The following is a 20,453-nucleotide window of genomic DNA, read 5'->3' as shown; positions in this document are numbered from 1 at the left end:
GTGGCGTGGTGGTTCAGGCGGCGGTGGGCAGGGCCGCTTCCGAGGGCACGGGGGCGGAGGGGGCGCGCGGGGCCCGCACGCGGCGCTGGCGCAGGTCCATGAAGCGCAGCAGCGCATCGACCAGGTCGTCGTCGGTGCACAGTTCCAGCGTGTCGGCGCCGGCGCGGGCCAGGCCCTCGCGCAGCGCGGCCTCGCGCTCGGCGGCCAGGTGGGCGAAGCGGCGGCGAAAGGCCGCGTCGTGCGTGTCCACCTGCAGCTGCTCGCCGCTTTCGGCGTCGCGCAGCGTGATGAGGCCGACGTCCGGCAGCGCGAGCTCCAGCGGGTCCAGCAGGCGCACGGCCACCACGTCGTGCCGCTGCGCCAGCTGGGCCAGGGGTTTCTCCCAGCCGGGCGCGCTGATGAAGTCCGACACCACGAACACGGTGGCGCGGCGGCGCAGGTTGGCAAGCCCCGCCTGCAGCAGCCGGTGCAGTTCGGTGGCGGCGCCGCCGCCCTTCGCGCGTGTGGGCGTGGCCGCCTTTTCAGGGGCCAGCAGGCGGTGCACCAGGTGCAGCACATGGGCGCGGCTGCTGCGCGGCGGCAGCACGGCGTCCACCGCGCGTTCGGCCTGGCCGCTGGCGCCGCCGTACAGCATGGCGCCCACGCGGTTGCCGTGGCGGGTGAGCAGGCGCGAGAGCACGGCCACGAAACCCGTGAGGATGTCTCGCTTGGCATGGCCCTCGGGGCCGAAGCTGATGGAGGGGCTCAGGTCCAGCAGGAACCAGGCGGTCATTTCGCGGTCTTCGGTGAACACGCGCACGTGCGGCGTGTTCAGCCGCGCGGTCACGTTCCAGTCGATGTGGCGCACGTCGTCGTGCGGCTGGTACTCGCGCAGGTCGGCCAGGTCCAGCCCGGTGCCGCGCATCAGGGTGCGGTAGTCGCCCTGCAGCAGGCCGTCGAGCCGGCGGATGACCTTCCACTCCAGCTCGCGCAGCAGGCGGTCGGCCTGCCCCGGCAGGGTGGGCAGGACGTGGACCGTGGCGCCGGGGGGGTCAGGCGGCTTTTTGCTCATGGTGCAGCGGGCGCGCGGGCGCCGGTATCTTGGCCATGATGCGCTGGATGAGCGCGTCGGCGTCCAGGCCTTCGGAGAGCGCCTCGTACGACAGGGCGACGCGGTGGCGCAGCACGTCGGCCGCCAGGGCGGTCATGTCCTCGGGCAGCACGTAGTTGCGCCCGCGCAGCATGGCCAGGGCCTGAGCGCCCTCGGCCAGGGCAATGGTGGCGCGCGGGCTTGCGCCGCAGCTGATGTAGCCGGCCAGGTCCTTGAGGCCATGCCGCGCGGGCTCGCGGGTGGCGGCCACCAGCTTCACGGCATATTGCAGCATCGACGGGTCTACATACACCGTGCGGCATTCGGCCTGCAGCGCCGCCAGCTGCGCGGTGGTGGCCACGGGCAGCACCTGCACGGGCAGGTCCAGCGCGCGCTGGGCGATCACGAACTCTTCTTCCTCGGTGGGGTAGCCCAGCAGCACCTTCATCATGAAGCGGTCCACCTGGGCCTCGGGCAGCGCGTAGGTGCCCTCGGTCTCGATGGGGTTCTGCGTGGCCATCACCAGGAAGGGCTCGGGCACCTTGTGGGTCTCGCCCGCGATCGTGACCTGGCGTTCCTGCATCACCTCCAGCAGCGCGCTCTGCACCTTGGCGGGCGCGCGGTTGATCTCGTCGGCCAGCAGCAGATGGGTGAACACGGGGCCCAGCGCGGTGCTGAATTCGCCGGTCTTCTGGTTGTACATGCGCGTGCCCACCAGGTCGGCGGGCACCAGGTCGGGCGTGAACTGGATGCGCTTGAAGCTGCCCTGGATGGTGCTGGCCAGCGTCTTCACGGTGAGCGTCTTGGCCAGTCCCGGCACGCCTTCGACCAGCAGGTGGCCCTGGGCGAGCATGGCGACCATGACGCGCTCCAGAAAGCGGTCCTGGCCCACCACCACGCGCTTGACTTCGTAGAGCACCTGTTCCATCAGGGTGGCGGTGTTCGTTGTGGCTTCCATGGCTTTCCTTCCTTGTCAGGGTTCAACGATGCTGCGAGCCGTACGCGGCCTACGCCACAGGGTGCGTTCCCCTCCCGAAGGAGAGGGGGAAGGCGCGAAGCGACTCAGGGGGTATTGCATGCTAGAACGGCGGCATGCCCACGGCCGAGGCCGCGTTCTCGATGGGCACCGCGAAGCCGATGCCGATGAAGGTGCGCGCCGGGGTGGGGTTGAGGATGGCGGTGACGATGCCCACGACCTCGCCGTCGAGCGTGATCAGCGGCCCGCCGGAGTTGCCCGGGTTGGCGGCGGCGTCGAACTGGATCAGGTTGCTGAGCTGGCGCTTGCCCTCGGGCGAGGTGAATTCGCGTTTGAGGCCCGACACCACGCCGGCCGAGGCGGAGGGGCCGATGCCGAAGGGAAACCCCACGGCCACCACATGGTCGCCGGGGCGCAGGTCCTGGGTGGAGCGCAGCGGGGCGGCGAACAGGTCGTCGGGCACCTTGTGGGCCTGCAACACGGCCAGATCGTTTTCGGGCTGTGCGCCGGTGATGCTGGCCGTGGTCTCCAGGCCGTCATGGAAGGTGATGGCGATGCGGTCGGAGCCCGCCACCACGTGCAGGTTGGTCAGGATGATGCCCTTGTCGACGATGACCACGCCGGTGCCCACGCCACGCTCGACTTCCTCCTTGCCATTCTTGCCGCGGCCGTAGCCCACGACACGCACCACCGAGGGCGAAATCGCTTCCGCCGCGCGCGCAGCGGCGGAGGGCGGGGTGGTGGTCTCCAGCGTGCGCAGCACGGCGGCATCGATGTCTTCCTGGGTGATCCTGCGGGGGGCGGGGCCCTGGTGCAGCCACAGGCTGGCGATGAGCAGGGCGCCAAGCAGCGCGATCATGGTCCACAGGCCGCGCACGTGGCGCCGGGACAGCATCGTGCCGCCCGTGGTGGCGGCAGGCGCAGGAGACGGAGGCGCAAGGGGGGCGGCTCCATCGGCATCGGCCGTGGGTGCGGGGAGCGTGGCCGCCGCTTGCGCCGGGGGGCGGCGGGCAGGGCGGGAGCTGCTGTAGAGGGCGGGCCGGGGCATCCTAGTCACCTTTTCTACTGCGCCGGGGAAAAGCGCATGGTTTTCACGTTAGCACGTATCGCGGCCGGATGCACATCCAAGGTTTCGTCAGGCATCATGGCCGGATGACCGCCTGGATCGATACGCACTGCCACCTGGATGCCCCGGAGTTCGACCCCGACCGCGACGCGGTCCGCCAGGAGGCGCGTGCACGCGGCGTCGCGCATTGCGTGATCCCGGCCGTCGAGCGCGGCAACTGGGGCACCGTGCGGGAACTGGCGCACCGGCATGGGGACAGCTATGCGCTTGGCATCCACCCCCTGTGCACGGGGCGCGCCGACGACGGGGACCTGGATCTCCTGGCGCAGGAGCTGGAGCAGCACCACGCGGACCCGCGCCTTGCCGCCATCGGCGAGATCGGTCTGGACTATTTCGTGGGCGGCCTGGACCCCGTCCGGCAGGAGCGGTTCTACCGCGCGCAGCTCCAGCTGGCGCGCCGGTTCGATCTGCCCGTGATCCTGCATGTGCGGCGTTCCGCCGACAGGCTGCTCAAGGGCTTGCGGGAGCTGCCCGTGCAGGGCGGCATCGCCCATGCCTTCAACGGCAGCCTGCAGCAGGCGCAGGCCTTCATCGGGCTGCGGTTCAAGCTGGGTTTCGGCGGCGCGATGACCTACGACCGGGCGCTGCAGCTGCGCCGCCTGGCGGCCGAGCTGCCCGGGGATGCACTGGTGCTGGAGACCGATGCGCCCGACATCCCGCCCCACTGGCTGTACACCACGGCGGCGCAGCGCGCCGAAGGCCGGCCCCAGGGCCGCAACGCGCCGGCAGAGCTGCCGCGCATCGCCCAGGCGCTGGCGCAGCTGCGGGGCCAGTCCGCGCGGATGCTCGCGCGGGCCACCACCGCGAATGCCCGTGCGGCGCTGCCCCGGATCGCGGCGCTGGTGCCGCTGGAAGCTCCAAATGAGGAGTAATTTTGGAGGTTTCGGCTGTGTGGTGCACGGTTTGCAGCTATCTTTTTTTGTGAACGCGCACAGGGGCTGGCGCGGTTTCAGTCCAGAATCGGCGCATGCCTGACGTCCATGCACCTGGTTCCATGCCCGTGCCCGCCACCACCCGGTGGCAGGGGCTGCCGTCCATCGCTGGCGAAGGGACGGTGGTGCTGATCCTGGGCAGCTTTCCGGGCGCGGCCTCGCTGCGGGCGCGCCAGTACTATGCCCATCCGCAGAACCATTTCTGGAAGATCCTGCAGGCCCTCTGGCCAGGGCACCCCCTGCCGCCCGCAGGGAGCGGCGATCCCTACGCGCAGCGCTGCGAATGGCTGCTGGCTCGGGGGCTGGGGCTGTGGGATGTCTATGAAAGCTGCGAGCGGGAAGGCAGCCTGGACACCAGCATCCGCAACGCGAAGGTCAACGACTTTGCGCGCCTGCACGGGCGCTGCCCCCGACTGGCGGCCGTGGCCCACAACGGTGCCGAAAGCTACCGGCATGCCCCGGCGGTGCTGCGAAGCCTGGGGCCGATGTGCCTGCCGCCGGTCGATGCCGTGCGCCTGCCCTCCACCAGCCCGGCCAACGCCTCCTGGAGCTTTGAACGTAAATTGGCCGCCTGGGCGGAGCTAATGGCCGCCCACGGACTGCTTTGACTGCCTGGAATGACCCGAAAAAAGAACACCACCCCCCGCGAACTGCCCGAAGTCAGCGTCTCCGACGATGGCGAGGTGCGGCACCTGCACCTGGACACGCCCTGGATCCAGGGCTCCATGCGCGTGGCCGAGCCCTTCGAGCTGGAGCTGGAATACGTGCAGCGCATGATGGCCTGGCTGCTGTTCGCCGAGCCCTCCCAGGTGTCCAAGGGGCATGCCATGCAGCTGGGGCTGGGGGCGGGCGCCATCACCAAGTTCTGCCACAAGAAGCTGCGCATCTGCACCACGGCCATCGAGCTCAACCCCCAGGTGCTGGCGGTGTGCCGGCAGTGGTTCAAGCTGCCGCCCGACGGGCCCAAGCTGCGCGTGGTGCTGGCCGATGCCGCGCAGGAGATCAGGAACCCCATGTGGCTGGGCACGGTGGATGCGCTGGCCGTGGACCTGTATGACCACGAGGCGGCCGCGCCCGTGCTCGACAGCCCGGATTTCTACGCGGACTGCCGCGCGCTGCTGACCGATACCGGCAGCATGACCGTCAACCTGTTTGGCCGGGCCTCGAGCTACGGCCGCAGCCTGCAGAGCATGGCGGCCGCTTTCGGCGAAGAGGCGCTCTGGTCGTTCAAGCCCACGCGCGAGGGCAACACCGTGGTGCTCGCGCAGCGCACGCCCACCCGCCCCAAGCGCACCGAACTGGCCGCGCGGGCCGAGGCCATCCAGGCCCGCTGGGATCTGCCCACCGCCAAGTGGCTGCGGGCCTTCAAGCCGGTGGTGGCCTGACCACCGCCGGCCCATGGCTTCATTCTGGAAAGGTTCTCGATGAAAACATCCCTTGTTTCTCCGGATGGCGTGGCGGTCCGGCCCTATGCGGGGCCGGTGGACTGGCGCCGGGTGGTGCAGTGGCTCAGCGATGACCAGGTGATCTCCCCGGAAGAGGCGCAGCGCACCATCGCGCGCTGCTCGCAGGCCGAAAGCTCGCAGCATGCGCTGGTGCGCCTGGCCAACGTGGCCATGGAGCGCGCCAGCGATGGCAAGCCGCTGGACATCGAGACCCTGTCCGAGTACCTGGCCAAGCGGGCAGGACTGCCCTACCTGCGCATCGATCCGCTCAAGGTGGACGTGGGGCGCGTGGCCGACACCATGAGCGCCACCTATGCCGAACGCCACAAGGTGCTGCCCGTGCAGGTGACCCCCAAGGAAGTGGTGGTGGCCACCTCGGAGCCCTTCATTGACGACTGGGTCGCGGAGGTGGAGCGGCAGTCGCGGCGGACCGTGCGCCGCGTGGTGGCCAGCCCTCTGGACATCCATCGGTTCACGGCGGAGTTCTTCGCGCTGGCCAAGTCGGTGCGCGCCGCCCAGAAGGCGGGGGGCAATTCCGGGGGCAGCAGCTTCGAGCAGCTGGTCGAGCTGGGCAAGAGCAACAAGCAGCTCGACGCCAATGACCAGGGCGTGGTCAAGGTCGTGGACTGGCTCTGGCAGTACGCGTTCGACCAGCGCGCCAGCGACATCCACCTGGAGCCGCGGCGCGACCAGGGGGTGATCCGGTTTCGCATCGACGGCGTGCTGCACCCCGTCTACCAGATGCCCATGGGGGTGCACAACGCCATGGTCTCGCGCATCAAGCTGCTCGGGCGCATCGACGTGGTGGAAAAGCGCCGCCCGCAGGACGGCCGCATCAAGACGCGCAACCAGCGCGGCGACGAGGTGGAAATGCGGCTGTCCACCCTGCCCACGGCGTTCGGCGAGAAGATGGTCATGCGGATCTTCGACCCGGACAACGCCGTCAAGGACCTCGATGCCCTGGGTTTTGCCCAGCACGACGCCGCCCGCTGGGAAGGGCTGGTCAAGCGCCCGCACGGCATCATCCTGGTGACCGGGCCCACCGGCTCGGGCAAGACCACCACGCTGTATTCCACGCTCAAGCGGGTGGCGACCGAGGAGGTCAACGTCAGCACGGTGGAAGACCCCATCGAAATGATCGAGCCCAGCTTCAACCAGACGCAGGTGCAGCCGCAGCTCGACTTCAACTTCGCCGAAGGCCTGCGCGCCCTGATGCGCCAGGACCCGGACATCATCATGGTGGGTGAAATCCGCGACCTGGAGACGGCCGAGATGGCCATCCAGGCGGCGCTCACGGGCCACCTGGTGTTCTCGACCCTGCACACCAACGATGCCCCGTCCGCCATCACCCGGATGATGGAGCTGGGCGTGCCGCCGTACCTCCTGAACGCCACCCTGCTCGGGGTGCTGGCGCAGCGCCTGGTGCGCACCCTGTGCAGGCAGTGCAAGCAGAAGGACGATGCGGCGGACCGCGAGACCCTGATGGCGGTGGTCAAGCCCTGGAAGCTCAGCGGCGGCTACCAGCCGTACAAGCCCGTGGGCTGCGTGGACTGCCGCATGAGCGGCTTTCGCGGCCGCATGGGCCTGTATGAGCTGCTCACGGTGAGCGAGGCGCTCAAGGAAAAGATCAACCAGGCACCCTCCATCGACATGCTGCGCCGCCAGGCCGTGCAGGACGGCATGCGGCCGTTGCGCCTGGCGGGCGCCTTGCGGGTGGCCGAAGGCCTGACCACGCTGGACGAGGTGATCACCGCGACGCCACCCCTGGAGTGAAGTCCGCCGCGCGGGCGGGGCCTGGGCGGCCAGTCGTTACCGGATGTAGGTGGAATCCACATCCGCGCGCGCCCTGGTTGCCCCCACAATCGCGCAGTCGAGATTTCCGCCAAGGAGACAATTCGTGAAAATCAAAAGTCAAAAAGACTTCTTTGCCGGCCTCATGTTCATGGGTGTCGGTGTGGCGTTCGCGTGGGGTGCAACCACGTACAACGTCGGCAACGGTGCCCGCATGGGCCCGGGCTACTTCCCGCTGCTGCTGGGGATTCTGCTGGCCATCATCGGCAGCGCGATCACCTTCAAGGCCACCACGGTGGAAACCCAGGATGGCGACAAGATCGGAAAGTGGGCCTGGAAGCCGCTGTTCTTCATCCTGGCCGCCAACTTCGCGTTCGGCATCCTGCTGGGCGGCCTGCCGAGCCTGGGCATTCCGGCCATGGGCCTCATCGTGGGCATCTATGCGCTGACCTTCATTTCGAGCCTGGCTGGCCAGGAGTTCCATGCGAAGTCCGTGTTCGTGCTGGCCACGGTCTTGGCTGTCGGCAGTTACGTGGCATTCGTCTGGGCGCTCAAGCTGCAGTTCCCTGTGTGGCCGAGTTTCATCACGGGTTGAGCAGGAGCACCGACCATGGAATTATTTGACAATCTCTCGATGGGTTTTGGCGTGGCTTTCACGTTCCAGAACCTGATCTACTGTTTCATCGGCTGCCTGCTGGGCACGCTGATCGGCGTGCTGCCCGGCATCGGCCCCGTGGCCACCATCGCCATGCTGCTGCCCGCCACCTATGCGCTGCCCCCGGTGGCGGCGCTGATCATGCTGGCCGGCATCTACTACGGCGCCCAGTACGGCGGCTCCACCACCGCCATCCTGGTGAACCTGCCGGGTGAATCGTCCTCGGTGGTGACCGTGATCGACGGCTACCAGATGGCGCGCAAGGGCCGGGCGGGCCCGGCGCTCGCGGCGGCCGGGCTGGGCTCGTTCTTCGCCGGCTGCGTGGGCACGCTGATCCTGGCGGCCTTCGCGCCCCCGCTGACCGAAGTGGCCTTCAAGTTCGGCCCCGCCGAATACTTCTCGCTGATGGTGCTGGGCCTGATCGGTGCCGTGGTGCTGGCTTCGGGTTCGCTGCTCAAGGCCGTGGCCATGATCGTGCTGGGCCTGCTGATGGGCTTGGTGGGTACCGACGTGAACTCGGGCGTGGCCCGCTTCAGCTTCGACATCCCTGAACTGACCGACGGCATCGGCTTCGTGACCATCGCCATGGGCGTGTTCGGCTACGGTGAAATCATTGCCAACCTCTCGCGCCCCGATGACGAGCGCGAAGTGTTCACTGCCAAGGTGGAAGGCCTGTTCCCCACCAAGGAAGACTTCAAGCGCATGATTCCTGCCGTGCTGCGCGGCACGGCACTGGGCGCGGCGCTGGGCATCCTGCCCGGTGGCGGTGCGCTGCTGGCGGCGTTTGCGGCCTACACGGTCGAGAAGAAGACCAAGCTCAAGCCCGGTGAAGTCCCCTTCGGCCAAGGCAACATCCGTGGCGTGGCGGCTCCCGAGTCGGCCAACAACGCCGGTTCGCAGACCTCCTTCATCCCGCTGCTGACGCTCGGTATCCCTCCCAACGCCGTGATGGCGCTGATGGTGGGCGCGATGACCATCCACAACATCCAGCCTGGTCCCCAGGTGATGACCAGCAACCCCGAACTGTTCTGGGGCCTGATCGCTTCGATGTGGATCGGCAACGCGATGCTGGTGATCCTGAACCTGCCCCTGATCGGCATCTGGATCAAGCTGCTGACCGTGCCGTACCGCTGGCTGTTCCCTTCCATCGTGCTGTTCTGCGCGGTGGGCGTGTACTCCACCAACAACAACACCTTCGACATCTGGATGGTGGGTATCTTCGGCCTGGTGGGCTACATCTTCCACAAGCTGGGCACGGAACCGGCACCCTTGCTGCTCGGGTTCATCCTGGGCCCGATGATGGAAGAGAACCTGCGCCGTGCGCTGCTGCTGTCGCGTGGCGACTGGAGCGTGTTCGTCACGCGTCCGCTGTCGGCCGGCCTGCTCGCTGCCGCTGCGCTGCTGCTCGTCATCGTGCTGCTGCCTTCGGTGAAGAACAAGCGCGAGGAAGCGTTCGTGGAAGACTGATCGCACCTCTTTTCCCATCCGACTCCAGAACAGCGGCACCTTCGGGTGCCGTTGTTTTTTGGAGAGCCTGGGGGCCTGCGCACCCTCGGCGCCAGTGGACAATCGCGGGCAGAGGTCCGCATGTCCACTCCATTCCATCTGCCGCAGCATCCCCACCGGGCGATGCTGCACAACGAAATCCACGCCCGCCCGCCCGAGGCCATGACGGCCCCCCTGGCCATCGCGCACATCGTGATGCTGGCCGATGCGGCCGGGCGCGAAGCGAGCCGGGCCCATGCCGCCGCCCTCCTGCGCGACCACCACATGGCCCTGCCCGATGCGCACACCACCCACCTGCGCATGGACCTGGGCGCCTACCGCATGCGGTGGGAGCTGCACACCGAGTTCGTCTCCTGGACTTTCATGGTGCCCGCGACGGCGGATGCCTTCGGCGAGCGGGAGCCCGCCAGCGCGGTGGATGCCGTGCCCCGCGAGTGGCTGGCGGCCCTGCCCGGGCAATGCCTGTGCAGCCTGAATCTCTGGGTGCTGCCCACGCACACCTTTGGCTCGGGCTCGCTGGTCAAGCACGTGCTGCACGAGGACACGCTGGTGGCCTCCACCGTGGCCGACGGGCATGGCGAGGTCTACACCGACTTCGCCATCCATGCCGACGGTTTCTCGCGCATGGTGCTGCTTGCGGGGGGCATGACGCAGCGCCGCCTGGGGCGGCTGGTGCAGCGCCTGCTCGAAATCGAGACCTACCGCATGGCGGCCCTGCTGGGCCTGCCCGCGGCGCGCGAGGCGGCCAGCGTGCTGGCGTTCGCCGAGCGTGAGCTGGCCGAGCTGGCCGACGCCATCCGCACCGCCAACCGCGATGCCGAGCCCGTGCTGCTGGACCGCCTGACCCGGCTGGCCGGGCAGGTGGAAAGCCAGTACGCCGCCACGCACTCGCGTTTCTCGGCCAGCAGCGCCTACTTCGAGCTGCTGGACCGCCGCATCGAGGACATCGCCGAATCGCGCCTGGCGGGCATGCAGACCATCCGCGAGTTCATGGACCGGCGCCTCACGCCCGCGCGCAGCACCTGCGAGTGGGCGACCCGCCGGCAGGATGCGCTGTCGCAGCGCGTCTCGCGCATGAGCAACCTGCTGCGCACCCGGGTGGAGATCGAGCAGCAGCAAAGCAGCCAGGCGCTGCTGACCACCATGAACCACCGCCAGGACCTGCAGCTCCAGATGCAGTCCACGGTGGAAGGCCTCTCGGTGGCGGCGATCACGTACTACATCGTTGGCCTGGTGAGCTACCTGGCCAAGGGAGCGCAGAAGCTGGGCTGGCCGCTTTCCCCCGAGACGACGGCCGCCATTGCGATTCCGGTGGTGGCCGTGGGCGTCTGGTGGTCTCTGCGAAGGCTGCACCACAAGGTGTTCCGCAAGCGCCATTGAAGCCGCGCAGGGGGCGGGGCGCAGCCGCCGGCAGCGGCAGATAATGGCCCGATGCCGTTCAGCTACACCTCTTCCTATGCCAGCACCCGCCTGCCGGTGTTTGCGCGCAATGTCGTTTCCACGTCCCACCCGCTGGCTGCCCAGGCGGGCTTGCGCATGCTGCAGCAGGGCGGCAATGCCGTCGATGCGGCCGTGGCGGCGGCCGCTGCCATGACGATCTGCGAGCCCGTGAGCAATGGCCTGGGCAGCGATGCGTTCTGCATCCTCTGGGACGGGCAGGCCTTGCAGGGGCTCAACGCCTCGGGCCGCGCGCCCGCCGCCTGGACGCCCGGGTACTTTCACAGCCGCTACGGCAGGGGGCAGGCGACGCCGCCCCGGCGCGGCATGGATGCCGTCACCGTGCCGGGCGCCGTCAGCGCCTGGGTGGCCCTGTCCGAGCGCTTTGGCAAGCTGCCTTTTGCCGACCTGATGGAGCCCGCCGCCGAGATCGCCGAGCGTGGCTACCTGGTGCCGGTGGTGGTGCAGCAGAAATGGGCCGCCGCCGTGCCCGAGCTGCAGTCGCAGCCAGGGTTTGCGCGGAGCTTCATGCCCTGGGGGCGCGCGCCGCGGGTGGGTGAGCTGTTCCAGTTCGCGGCGGCTGCGCGTGCCTTGCGCGCCATCGGCGCCACGCGGGGGCAGGCGTTCTACACGGGCGAAATCGCCCAGGCGCTGGTGGCCTTCTCGCAGGCCCAGGGCGGCAGCCTGGCGCTGGCGGATCTGGCGGCGCACCGGCCCGAATGGGTCACCCCCATGGCCCGCAACTACCGGGGCCACACGCTGCACGAGATTCCGCCCAACGGGCAGGGCATCGCCGCCCTCATCGCGCTGGGCATCCTCGACCAGTTCGATCTGGCGGGCCTGCCCGTGGATGGCACTGCGTCCCAGCACCTGCAGATCGAGGCGATGAAACTCGCGTTCGCCGATGTGTACCGCTACGTGGCCGAGCCATCGTCCATGGAGGTGACACCCGCCCAAATGCTCGATGACGCGTACCTGGCATCCCGTGCCAAACTGATCGACATGAAGCAGGCGCAGGATTTCGGGGCGGGCAATCCGGCCAAGGGCGGCACGATCTACCTGACCGCGGCCGACGAGAACGGCATGATGGTGAGCTTCATCCAGAGCAACTACATGGGCTTTGGCTCGGGTTGCGTGGAGCCCACGTTCGGCATCAGTCTGCAGAACCGGGGCCAGGCGTTCAGCACCGACCCCGATGGCCCCAATTCCGCCAATCTGGTGGCGCCGGGCAAGCGGCCGTTTCATACCATCATCCCCGCCTTCCTGACACAGAACGGCCAGCCCGTGATGAGCTACGGCGTGATGGGGGCCAACATGCAGCCCCAGGGCCACCTGCAGACCCTGGTGCGCATGCTGGACTATGGCCAGAACCCGCAGGCGGCCTGTGATGCGCCGCGCTGGCGCTTCAACGAAGGGCTGTCGATCAACGTCGAGGCCGCCATGCCCGCCGCCACGGTGCAGGGGTTGCTCGGCCTGGGGCACCAGATGGAGGTGCTGCAGGACTCCTACCAGGACTTCGGTGCCGGCCAGTTCATCTGGCGCATGGGCGACCCCAAGGTGCAGGGCTACCTGGCCGCCAGCGATCCGCGCCGCGATGGCCAGGTGGCCGGCTATTGATGAGATTTGAGAAAAAAGTGCCTCCAGCCCAATCAGTACAAGCGCTAGCAGCTAGAAAAAATGTAGCAACCGGCCTGTTGCTCGCCCTGCTGGGTTCCATCGCCTTCAGCGGCAAGGCCATCATCGTCAAGCTCGCGTACCGCTACGGAGTGGACGCGGTCACGCTCATCATGTACCGCATGCTGTTTGCGCTGCCCATCTTCGCCGTGATGGCCTGGTGGGCCAGCCGGGGCAAGCCGCCCCTGTCGCGCAAGGACTGGCTGGGCGTGCTGGGCCTGGGGCTCACGGGCTACTACCTGGCGAGCTTTCTGGACTTCGCGGGGCTGGCCTACATCAGCGCCAGCCTGGAGCGCCTCATCCTGTACCTGAACCCCACGCTGGTGGTGATGCTCGGCTGGGTGCTGTACCGGCGCGGCATCCACTGGGGCCAGGCCGTGGGCATGCTGATCAGCTACTGCGGCGTGGTGCTGGTGTTCGGCCACGAGGCCAACCTGCAGGGCGCCGATGCGGCCTGGGGCACCCTGCTGGTGTTCCTGAGCGCGGTGAGCTATGCCATCTACCTGGTCTACAGCGGCGAGCTGGTGCGGCGCCTGGGGTCGTTGCGGCTGGTGGGGCTGGCCACCACGGTGGCGTGCCTGTGCTGCCTGCTGCAGTTCGTGGTGCTGCGGCCCTTCAGCGCGGCCGTGGTGGCGCCCGAGGTGATCTGGCTGTCGGTGCTCAACGCCACGCTGTGCACGGCCGCGCCCGTGCTCATGGTGATGATGGCGATCGAGCGCGTGGGCGCCGGCATGACCGCGCAGACCGGCATGGTGGGGCCGCTGTCCACCATCCTCATGGGTGTCTGGATCCTGGGCGAACCCTTCACGGTGTGGGTGGCCGCGGGCACGGCGCTGGTCATCGCCGGCATTTTCGTGCTCACGCAGCTCGCGCGCCGCCAGCAGGCCTGATGAAGGCCCTTGCCGTGGTGCTCCGAATGCCACGCCATACGGCCGGGGGGAGGGGCGCTGTCGGGCATGAAAAAGGGCAGCGCGCGCTGCCCTTTTTTCTTGTTGTCCCGCCGCGCGGGCACGCCTTTTGGGGGCCCCGGGCACCGCTCCGCTACGAGGTCTTTTTCCGCGCGGGCGGCGCGGGCTTGCGGGCGGGCGCCGCCGCCGGATTCACCGCGCCTGGCACCGCGGCGGCGGGGCCAGAGGCCGCCGAAGGCTGGGGGTTGAGGCGCTGCGCCACCGTGACGGGCGCCACGCCCATGAAGCCATCCAGGTTCTTGCCCATGGCCAGCTCCAGTTGCTCCAGCCGTGCCTGGGCGGGCGGATGGGTGGCCAGGGCCAGCGTGAACATGGGGTTGTCGGGCGCGGCCGTGCGCAGCTGCTGCAGCACCGCCACCAGCCCATACGGATCGAAGCCCGCGCGCGTGGCCAGGGCCACGCCGGTGCGGTCCGCGTCGTACTCGTCGGCCTGGTCCAGGCCGCGCGCATACAGGTTGCGGCCCAGCGCGAGGAACTGCGAGGCCACCAGGTTCCCCACGGCGTTGGTCTTGATCTGCGACGCCACCAGCTGCGTGAACATGCCGGACTGCGCGGTCTTGCGCATGGCGTGCAGGTGGTGCCTGGCGGTGACGTGCGTGATTTCGTGGGCGAGGATGCCCGCCAGTTCGGCCTCGTCCGCGCAGCGGTCGATCAGGCCCTTGGTCACGAACACGTAGCCCCCCGGCGCGGCGAATGCGTTGTACCCGGGATCGTCCAGCACGACGAAGGTCCAGGGAAGATGGGGGCGCTCGGACTGCAGGCTGATCCAGCGCCCGAGGTTGTTCACATAGCGCTGCAGGGCCATGTCCGGGTGCAGCGGTTTGCTGCCCAGCAGCACGGCGGCGAGCTGGCGGCCGATTTCAATCTCTTTCGGCTCGTCGATGCTCTCCACCGAGCGCGTGAGCAGGCTGATGAGGTCGTCGCCCCGGGCGGCATTGCCGCCGCCGCCGGTGACGGCGCCCAGCAGGCCGCCACCGCTGCTGCTGGTGCCTCCACCCAGCGAGTTGAGCAGGTTCATCACGTTCTGGGCATGGCCGCAGACCGGCACCAGGGTGAGCGCCAGGGCGGCGCACGCAGCGGCCAGCGGCCGCGTGCAGGCAGGGGAAAAGGGCAGTCGCATGGCGGCTTTCCTCAGTTGGGGCTGAAGTTGGGGTCGGAAGGATTGGCCGAGGAGCCCGTCGCTCCCGGGCTGCCGCTGGACGACGGACGCTGGGGCGCCGCCAGTGGCGGCACGGTGCGTGGCTGCAGGGAGGCGGTGGTCGCGAACTGGCGTGCCTGGTCCGCATTCACCCGCAGGCCCTCCGCCTGGCCGACGGCGGCCGGGTTGGGCTGCGCGTTGGCGATGTCTTCGGCGCCCAGGCCGCGGATGCCCACGGTGGATGTGGCCGTGGTCGTGGGGCCGCTGTTGCCGCCGAACAGACCGCCCAGGCCCCGCAGGCCGCTCGTGGCCGCGTTGTTGGAAGGTGCGGCCGAGCCCGACTGCGGACCCAGGTCGAACATGTGCACCCAGCCCGTCGCGCCCTGCGGCGTGCTCACCCGGGTCCAGGGGCCCTTGCGCTCGTTGCTGCGGGTGACCACGGTGTTGGCCTCCAGGGGCGCCACGCTCGCGCCAGTGTCGGCGGGGGTGTCGCGCAGTTGCGTGGCGCGCTTGACCACGGCGGACTCCTGCGCTTGCGCGCCCAGGGGCGCCAATGCGGCCAATGCCAGCCAGGCGGCAAGGGCTCCGCGGTGCAGCCAGTTCATCTTGCAACTCTCCAGGTATGATGGTTTTCAAAGGCCGCAGGGTGCAGCCGTCAGAACCGGAGATTGTTATGGATTTGGGTATCGCAGGCAAATGGGCGCTGGTGTGCGGCGCGAGCAAGGGCCTGGGCTATGGCTGTGCACTGGCCCTGGTGCGCGAGGGCGTCAATGTGGTCATCAACGCCCGCAATGCGGACGCCCTCGATCAGGCTGCTACTCAATTGATAGCTGAAGCCGCACAAAATTCTAGCGCTGGCGGGCAGAATCAGCCAAAGCCACGGGTGCTGGCCGTGGCCGCCGACATCACCACCGCCGCCGGACGGGAGGCCGTGTTCTCCGTGGCCGGCGGGCCAGGGCGTGACTTCGACATCGTGGTGACCAATGCCGGCGGCCCCCCCACGGGCGACTTCCGCGAGTGGGACCGGGACGCATGGATCAAGGCCGTGGACGCCAACATGCTCACGCCCATCGAACTGATCAAGGCCACGGTGGACGGCATGGCCGCACGGGGCTTTGGCCGCGTCGTCAACATCACTTCCAGTGCCGTGAAGGCGCCCATCGACATCCTGGGCCTGTCCAACGGCGCGCGCAGCGGGCTCACCGGCTTCGTGGCCGGCGTCTCGCGCAGCAAGATCGCCGCGCGCGGCGTGACCATCAACAACCTGCTGCCCGGCAAGTTCGACACCGACCGGCTCGCCGCCACCGTGAACGCGGCCGCCAGCAAGGCTGGCAAGAGCGTGGACGACGTGCGCAGCGCCCAGCAGGCGCAGATTCCGGCCGGGCGCTACGGCACGGCCCAGGAGTTCGGAGCCATCTGCGCGTTCTTGTGCAGCCAGCAGGCGGGCTACATGACGGGGCAGAACGTGCTGGCGGACGGCGGCGCCTACCCGGGCACTTTCTGACCTTCTGATCCGGGCGGCGGCGCAGGCGCCTGCCTGAGCCTGCGCGTCGAAAACGCTGCTGGCGCGCCCGGGCTGCGTGCTGGGGGGGGGGGCGGCGCGGGGTGCTTTCCGGCCACCCGCGGGCGGTGGGTTCTTGTGCGCGCGGCAGGTTCTGCGGTGGTACCTCGTGGCATTTTGCCGACAGCTTTTCCTCCGGGTGGAAAAACTTGGTGAAGAATGGGGCCCCCAGTCCTCCAACCCGAAAGCACCGGAACATGACACTGCGCACTCCCCTCCCGGGCAGCGTTGCGAATCCATGCGGTATCCGCCGATACCGCTGTGGGTTTCGCCGCGCCCAGGGCGCGAAGGCGCTCCGTTCATGGCCTCGCTCCGCGTGCGGGCTGCAGTACCAGAACCCCCCATGCAGCCCATGCCCGCTCTGAGGTTTCGCCTTCGCCGCCGCGCCGCGGTGCTGCTGTGCGCGGCATGCGCGGCGCTGGGCGGCCTGCCCCAGGCCATGGGCCAGACGGCCGCGCCCCCGGCGACGGCCGCCGCAGCGCCCTACAAGTTGCGCATCGTGGGCGGCCTGGCGGGCATCAACCAGTACACCCGCCAGGAGGAGCCGTTCTGGACGAAGGAGCTGCTGCGCATGAGCGGCGGACGGTTCGACGCCGAGATCGTGCCCTTTGACCGGGCCGGCGTGCCCGGCGCCGAGATGCTGCGCCTGCTGCAGCTGGGCGTGGTGCCTTTCGGCACGACGCTCATGAGCTCATTCACGGCCCAGTACCCCGAGTACACCGCGCCCGACCTGGCCGGCCTCAATCCCGACATCGCCACGCTCAAGTCCACGCTGGCGGCATTCCGGCCCTACCTGGAGAAGGTCCTGCGCGACCAGCATGGCGTGGAGGCCCTGGCGGTGTACGTGTACCCCGCCCAGGTGGTGTTCTGCAAGAAGCCGCTGCGCGCGCTGGCCGACCTGGCGGGGCGCCGCACCCGGGTGTCCTCCTCCACGCAGGCCGATTTCGTCGGGGCGCTGGGCGGCGTGCCGGTGCTCACCGGTTTCGCGCAGATCGTGCCCAGCCTCACCGCGGGCAACACGGAATGCGCGATCACCGGCACCATGTCGGGCAACACCCTGGGCCTGCCCGCGATCACCTCGCACATGCATGCGCTGCCCGTGACCTGGGGGCTGGCCATCTTCGGCGCCAACCAGGCCGCCTGGGAGGCGCTGCCGCCCGACCTGCGTGCGCTGCTGCGGCGCGAGCTGCCCAGGCTGGAGGCCGCCATCTGGGAAGAGTCCGAGCGCGAGACCTCCGATGGCATGGCCTGCAACCGTGGCGCCCCTGCCTGCGTGGGGGGCCGCAAGGGCAGCATGGTGGTGGTGCCGGTGTCGTCGCAGGACGAGCGCAACCGGCACGAGATCCTCGCCTCCACCGTGCTGCCGCGCTGGGTGCAGCGCTGCGGGGTGCGTTGCGCCCAGGTGTGGAACCAGACGATCGGCCCCGTCCGCGGCTTGGCGGCGGCCCCCGCGAAATGAGTGAGTCCAACACCCCGCTGCGGATCAAGGCCTTCGTATGGGCCGGGGCGGCGGTGTTCATGGCGGCGGTGGTGCTGGTCTCCGCCGCGCTGGCATGGAACGCCCGCAAGGTGGCGCTGGACGACAACGAAGCCCAGGCCACGCGCTTCGTGGCGGGCGCCGAGGCGGCGCTCAACCGGTCCCTGCTGGCGGTGGATGTGCTGCTGGCCAGCATGGATGAACTGCTCGGGCTGTCCGGCGCCATGCGCGACTGGATCGATCCCGAGCTGGCCAGCCAGCGGCTGCGCAGCTCGGCGCGGCAGAACCTGATGGTGCGCTACGTGGCCCTGCTGGACGCCAACGGCAAGTCGATGGCGTCCTCCGACGCCGCCGGCAGCGCGCTGCCCGTGCAGTTGCCGCCCGGTTTCCTGGCGACGGTGCTGGAGCAGCCCGTCTCCACCCTCATGATCAGCCCGCCGGTGGTGAGCTTCGCCACGTCCGAGCGCGTGCTGTACTTCGCTCGCCACCTGCGCATGGCCGACAGCGCCCGCGTGGTCGCGGTGGCGGAGGTGCCCGTCGGCGCGCTCAGTTCGGTGCTGGTGCAGGGGGTGGACATCAGCGGCCTGCAGGTCACGCTGGAGCGCGCGGGAGGGCTGCTGCTGCTGAGCGTGCCCAACCGCGAGGAGTCCATCACGCCCACGCTCAGTCCGCCGCTCCACGAACTCGCGGAAAAGGGCCAGGAATGGAAAGCGCCGGCCCGCCTCAGCGGGGAGCCCGCGCTGGTGGTCTACCGGCCCATCCTGTACCAGGACCTGCGCATTTCCGCGAGCATCCCGCTGCGCGATGCGCTGGCGGGCTGGCGCGAGCAGCGCAACGCCATCGCGCTCACGGGGCTGCTGTTCGTCGCCATGATCGCAGCGGCCGGCAATCTGGCGCTGCGCTACCTGGACCGCATCTCCCAGGCGCGCATCGCGATCGCGCAGTCCAAGGCCACGCTGGACCAGGCGCTGGAGTCGATGGTGAGCGGCTTCTTGCTGCTCGACGGCGAGTACCGCGTGGTGCAGTGGAACAGCCGGTTCGAGGAGATATTTCCGTGGCTGCGCAGCGTGATCGCGCCGACGGTGCCGTTCCGGCGCGTGATGGAGGAAACCTCCCGCCACCACCTGCCGCGCGCCAGCGAGGACGAGCGCATGCGCTGGGTGGAGCTGCGCCTGCTCAAGCAAAAGCAGCACCAGGAGCCCCATGAACAGGTGCTGCCCAATGGCCGCACGATCCAGATCACCGAACGGCCCACGCCCGAAGGGGGGCTGGTCATCACGTACCACGATGTGACCGCCCTGCGCCGGGCCAGTGCCGAGATCGAAAGCCTGGCCTTCTACGACCCGCTCACCAACCTGCCCAACCGCCGGCTGCTCATGGACCGCATGCAGCAGGTCATCGCGGCCAGCCTGCGCAGCGGGCAGTACGGCGCGCTGCTCTTCCTGGACCTCGACCACTTCAAGACCCTGAACGACACCCTGGGCCACGAAGTGGGCGACCTGCTGCTGCGCCAGGTCGCCGAGCGGCTCAAGACCTGTGTGCGGCGGGAGGACACCGTGGCGCGCCTGGGCGGGGACGAGTTCGTCGTCATGCTGCACGAGCTGTCGCAGCACAGCGAGGAGGCGGCTGCCCATGCCCGGCGCGTGGGCGAAAAAATCCTGCGCACGCTCAACGCGCCGTACTCGCTGGGGGGGCACACCCACCACAGCACGCCCAGCATCGGCGCCACGCTGATGGGAGGAGCGCTGCAGCCCTCGGTCGATCTGCTCAAGCAGGCCGACATCGCCATGTACCAGGTCAAGTCGCAGGGGCGCAACGCGCTGTGCTTCTTCGATCCGCAGATGCAGATCGCCATCAGCGTGCGCGCCCAGCTGGAAGGGGACCTGCAGGCGGCGCTGACGGCACGGCAGTTCGTGCTGCACTACCAGCCCCAGTTCCACCTGGACGGCCGCATCGTGGGCGCCGAGGCGCTCATCCGCTGGATCCATCCCGACCGCGGGCTGATCGCCCCGGGTGATTTCATTGGCGTGGCGGAAGAAAGCGAACTCATCGTGCCGATGGGCCACTGGGTGCTGCGCACCGCCTGCGAGCAGCTGGCGGCGTGGCAGAACGATGCCCGCTACCGGCATGTGCAGCTGTCGGTCAACGTGAGCGCCCGCCAGTTCCGCCAGCGCGATTTCGTGGCCCGCGTCGTCGAGGTGCTGCGGGAAACCGGCGCGCGGCCCCACCTGCTCAAGCTGGAACTCACCGAGTCGCTGGTGCTGGACAACGTGGACGACACCGTCGCCAAGATGGGCCTGCTCAAGACCAAGGGCGTGCGCTTCTCCGTGGACGATTTCGGCACGGGCTACTCGTCGCTCGCCTACCTCACGCGCCTGCCTCTGGACCAGCTCAAGATCGACCAGTCCTTCGTGCACAACCTGGGGGTGCGGCACACCGACGACGTGATCGTGCAGACCATCATCGGCATGGCCCGCAACCTGGAGCTCGACGTGATCGCCGAAGGCGTGGAAACCCCGGCGCAGAAGACCTTGCTGGCGGACTATGGCTGCCAGCTCTTCCAGGGCTACCTGCTCGGGATGCCCGGGCCCGTGGCCGACCTGGAAGTCCTGCTGCAGAACGCCGCCGAGGCCACCCAGGCCGCCCAGGCCGCCACCTCGCCCCCGGCCGCCGGCGGCGCAGCGGACTGAGCCGCCAG

17 protein-coding genes are annotated in these 20,453 nt (G+C 69.1%); 12 read left to right on the top strand and 5 right to left on the bottom strand.

The window, feature by feature from the left end; genetic code table 11:
- Nucleotides 1-13: 13 nt before the first annotated feature.
- The 3 genes from AC1RCS_RS21840 to AC1RCS_RS21830 all read right to left on the bottom strand — a co-directional run bounded on the left by AC1RCS_RS21840 (nt 14) and on the right by AC1RCS_RS21830 (nt 3,093).
- Nucleotides 14-1,051 (bottom strand): DUF58 domain-containing protein, encoded by a 1,038-nt coding sequence (locus AC1RCS_RS21840; protein WP_218295768.1) that lies wholly within the window; start codon nt 1,049-1,051, stop codon nt 14-16.
- Nucleotides 1,032-2,027, bottom strand: a complete 996-nt coding sequence (locus AC1RCS_RS21835; protein ID WP_218295767.1) for an AAA family ATPase — start codon at nt 2,025-2,027, stop codon at nt 1,032-1,034. Before AC1RCS_RS21835 ends, AC1RCS_RS21840 begins: the two co-directional genes overlap by 20 nt.
- 121 nt (nt 2,028-2,148) lie before the next feature.
- Complete coding sequence (locus AC1RCS_RS21830) at nt 2,149-3,093, bottom strand: S1C family serine protease (protein WP_492245910.1); 945 nt, start codon at nt 3,091-3,093, stop codon at nt 2,149-2,151.
- A gap of 104 nt (nt 3,094-3,197) precedes the next feature.
- On the opposite strand from AC1RCS_RS21830, the gene AC1RCS_RS21825 reads away from it, so the two are divergent.
- From AC1RCS_RS21825 to AC1RCS_RS21785, 9 genes are all read left to right on the top strand, one after another.
- Entirely contained in the window at nt 3,198-4,043 is an 846-nt protein-coding gene (locus AC1RCS_RS21825) for a TatD family hydrolase (protein WP_492245909.1), read from the top strand.
- A 95-nt stretch (nt 4,044-4,138) separates the two neighbouring features.
- Nucleotides 4,139-4,711 (top strand): DNA-deoxyinosine glycosylase, encoded by a 573-nt coding sequence (locus AC1RCS_RS21820; protein WP_492245908.1) that lies wholly within the window; start codon nt 4,139-4,141, stop codon nt 4,709-4,711.
- A gap of 9 nt (nt 4,712-4,720) precedes the next feature.
- A complete protein-coding gene (locus AC1RCS_RS21815; RefSeq protein ID WP_492245907.1) occupies nt 4,721-5,488 on the top strand; it encodes a class I SAM-dependent methyltransferase in 768 nt (255 codons plus the stop codon).
- Between the two features lie 39 nt (nt 5,489-5,527).
- A complete protein-coding gene (gene tfpB / locus AC1RCS_RS21810; RefSeq protein WP_218295763.1) occupies nt 5,528-7,321 on the top strand; it encodes a type IV pilus assembly ATPase TfpB in 1,794 nt (597 codons plus the stop codon).
- Between the two features lie 124 nt (nt 7,322-7,445).
- Nucleotides 7,446-7,934, top strand: coding sequence for a tripartite tricarboxylate transporter TctB family protein (locus AC1RCS_RS21805; protein ID WP_218295762.1), 489 nt, complete (start codon nt 7,446-7,448; stop codon nt 7,932-7,934).
- Nucleotides 7,935-7,949: 15 nt separating this feature from the next.
- The gene (locus tag AC1RCS_RS21800) at nt 7,950-9,461 is read left to right on the top strand and encodes a tripartite tricarboxylate transporter permease (RefSeq protein ID WP_218295761.1); all 1,512 of its coding nucleotides are present in this window, start codon (nt 7,950-7,952) and stop codon (nt 9,459-9,461) included.
- A 120-nt stretch (nt 9,462-9,581) separates the two neighbouring features.
- Entirely contained in the window at nt 9,582-10,880 is a 1,299-nt protein-coding gene (locus AC1RCS_RS21795; RefSeq protein WP_492245906.1) for a DUF3422 family protein, read from the top strand.
- 51 nt (nt 10,881-10,931) lie between these two features.
- Nucleotides 10,932-12,554 (top strand): gamma-glutamyltransferase family protein, encoded by a 1,623-nt coding sequence (locus AC1RCS_RS21790; RefSeq protein WP_492245905.1) that lies wholly within the window; start codon nt 10,932-10,934, stop codon nt 12,552-12,554.
- Entirely contained in the window at nt 12,554-13,501 is a 948-nt protein-coding gene (locus AC1RCS_RS21785; protein WP_492245904.1) for a DMT family transporter, read from the top strand. The genes AC1RCS_RS21790 and AC1RCS_RS21785 overlap by 1 nt, the downstream gene beginning before the upstream one ends.
- Before the next feature lie 151 nt (nt 13,502-13,652).
- On the opposite strand, the gene AC1RCS_RS21780 is transcribed toward AC1RCS_RS21785, so the two are convergent.
- Nucleotides 13,653-14,699, bottom strand: coding sequence for a M48 family metalloprotease (locus AC1RCS_RS21780; protein WP_492245903.1), 1,047 nt, complete (start codon nt 14,697-14,699; stop codon nt 13,653-13,655).
- 11 nt (nt 14,700-14,710) lie between these two features.
- Nucleotides 14,711-15,322 carry an SH3 domain-containing protein gene (locus tag AC1RCS_RS21775; protein WP_218340000.1) on the bottom strand — a complete coding sequence of 204 codons (612 nt, stop codon included), beginning with the start codon at nt 15,320-15,322 and terminating at the stop codon, nt 14,711-14,713.
- A 68-nt stretch (nt 15,323-15,390) separates the two neighbouring features.
- Here AC1RCS_RS21775 and AC1RCS_RS21770 point away from each other — a divergent pair, with 68 nt between their 5' ends.
- The 3 genes from AC1RCS_RS21770 to AC1RCS_RS21760 all read left to right on the top strand — a co-directional run bounded on the left by AC1RCS_RS21770 (nt 15,391) and on the right by AC1RCS_RS21760 (nt 20,445).
- The gene (locus tag AC1RCS_RS21770; RefSeq protein ID WP_218340002.1) at nt 15,391-16,221 is read left to right on the top strand and encodes an SDR family oxidoreductase; all 831 of its coding nucleotides are present in this window, start codon (nt 15,391-15,393) and stop codon (nt 16,219-16,221) included.
- A gap of 496 nt (nt 16,222-16,717) precedes the next feature.
- Nucleotides 16,718-17,737 (top strand): TRAP transporter substrate-binding protein, encoded by a 1,020-nt coding sequence (locus AC1RCS_RS21765; RefSeq protein ID WP_218295836.1) that lies wholly within the window; start codon nt 16,718-16,720, stop codon nt 17,735-17,737.
- Complete coding sequence (locus AC1RCS_RS21760; protein ID WP_255591084.1) at nt 17,734-20,445, top strand: bifunctional diguanylate cyclase/phosphodiesterase; 2,712 nt, start codon at nt 17,734-17,736, stop codon at nt 20,443-20,445. Before AC1RCS_RS21765 ends, AC1RCS_RS21760 begins: the two co-directional genes overlap by 4 nt.
- Nucleotides 20,446-20,453: the final 8 nt, after the last annotated feature.

This window comes from Acidovorax sp. GW823-FHT01C06 (assembly GCF_058798375.1).
Note: the sequence above shows the minus strand (reverse complement) of the source record. Positions and strands in the feature narration are given on the sequence as shown.

Coding starts and splice junctions, on each gene's coding strand:
- AC1RCS_RS21765 (WP_218295836.1), top strand. CDS start 16,718: ATGGGCCAGACGGCCGCGCCCCCGGCGACGGCCGCCGCAGCGCCCTAC.
- AC1RCS_RS21825 (WP_492245909.1), top strand. CDS start 3,198: ATGACCGCCTGGATCGATACGCACTGCCACCTGGATGCCCCGGAGTTC.
- AC1RCS_RS21775 (WP_218340000.1), bottom strand. CDS start 15,322: ATGAACTGGCTGCACCGCGGAGCCCTTGCCGCCTGGCTGGCATTGGCC.
- AC1RCS_RS21780 (WP_492245903.1), bottom strand. CDS start 14,699: ATGCGACTGCCCTTTTCCCCTGCCTGCACGCGGCCGCTGGCCGCTGCG.
- AC1RCS_RS21795 (WP_492245906.1), top strand. CDS start 9,582: ATGTCCACTCCATTCCATCTGCCGCAGCATCCCCACCGGGCGATGCTG.
- AC1RCS_RS21800 (WP_218295761.1), top strand. CDS start 7,950: ATGGAATTATTTGACAATCTCTCGATGGGTTTTGGCGTGGCTTTCACG.
- AC1RCS_RS21830 (WP_492245910.1), bottom strand. CDS start 3,093: ATGCCCCGGCCCGCCCTCTACAGCAGCTCCCGCCCTGCCCGCCGCCCC.
- AC1RCS_RS21790 (WP_492245905.1), top strand. CDS start 10,932: ATGCCGTTCAGCTACACCTCTTCCTATGCCAGCACCCGCCTGCCGGTG.
- AC1RCS_RS21835 (WP_218295767.1), bottom strand. CDS start 2,027: ATGGAAGCCACAACGAACACCGCCACCCTGATGGAACAGGTGCTCTAC.
- AC1RCS_RS21785 (WP_492245904.1), top strand. CDS start 12,554: ATGAGATTTGAGAAAAAAGTGCCTCCAGCCCAATCAGTACAAGCGCTA.
- AC1RCS_RS21820 (WP_492245908.1), top strand. CDS start 4,139: ATGCCTGACGTCCATGCACCTGGTTCCATGCCCGTGCCCGCCACCACC.
- AC1RCS_RS21770 (WP_218340002.1), top strand. CDS start 15,391: ATGGATTTGGGTATCGCAGGCAAATGGGCGCTGGTGTGCGGCGCGAGC.
- AC1RCS_RS21760 (WP_255591084.1), top strand. CDS start 17,734: ATGAGTGAGTCCAACACCCCGCTGCGGATCAAGGCCTTCGTATGGGCC.
- AC1RCS_RS21815 (WP_492245907.1), top strand. CDS start 4,721: ATGACCCGAAAAAAGAACACCACCCCCCGCGAACTGCCCGAAGTCAGC.
- tfpB (WP_218295763.1), top strand. CDS start 5,528: ATGAAAACATCCCTTGTTTCTCCGGATGGCGTGGCGGTCCGGCCCTAT.
- AC1RCS_RS21840 (WP_218295768.1), bottom strand. CDS start 1,051: ATGAGCAAAAAGCCGCCTGACCCCCCCGGCGCCACGGTCCACGTCCTG.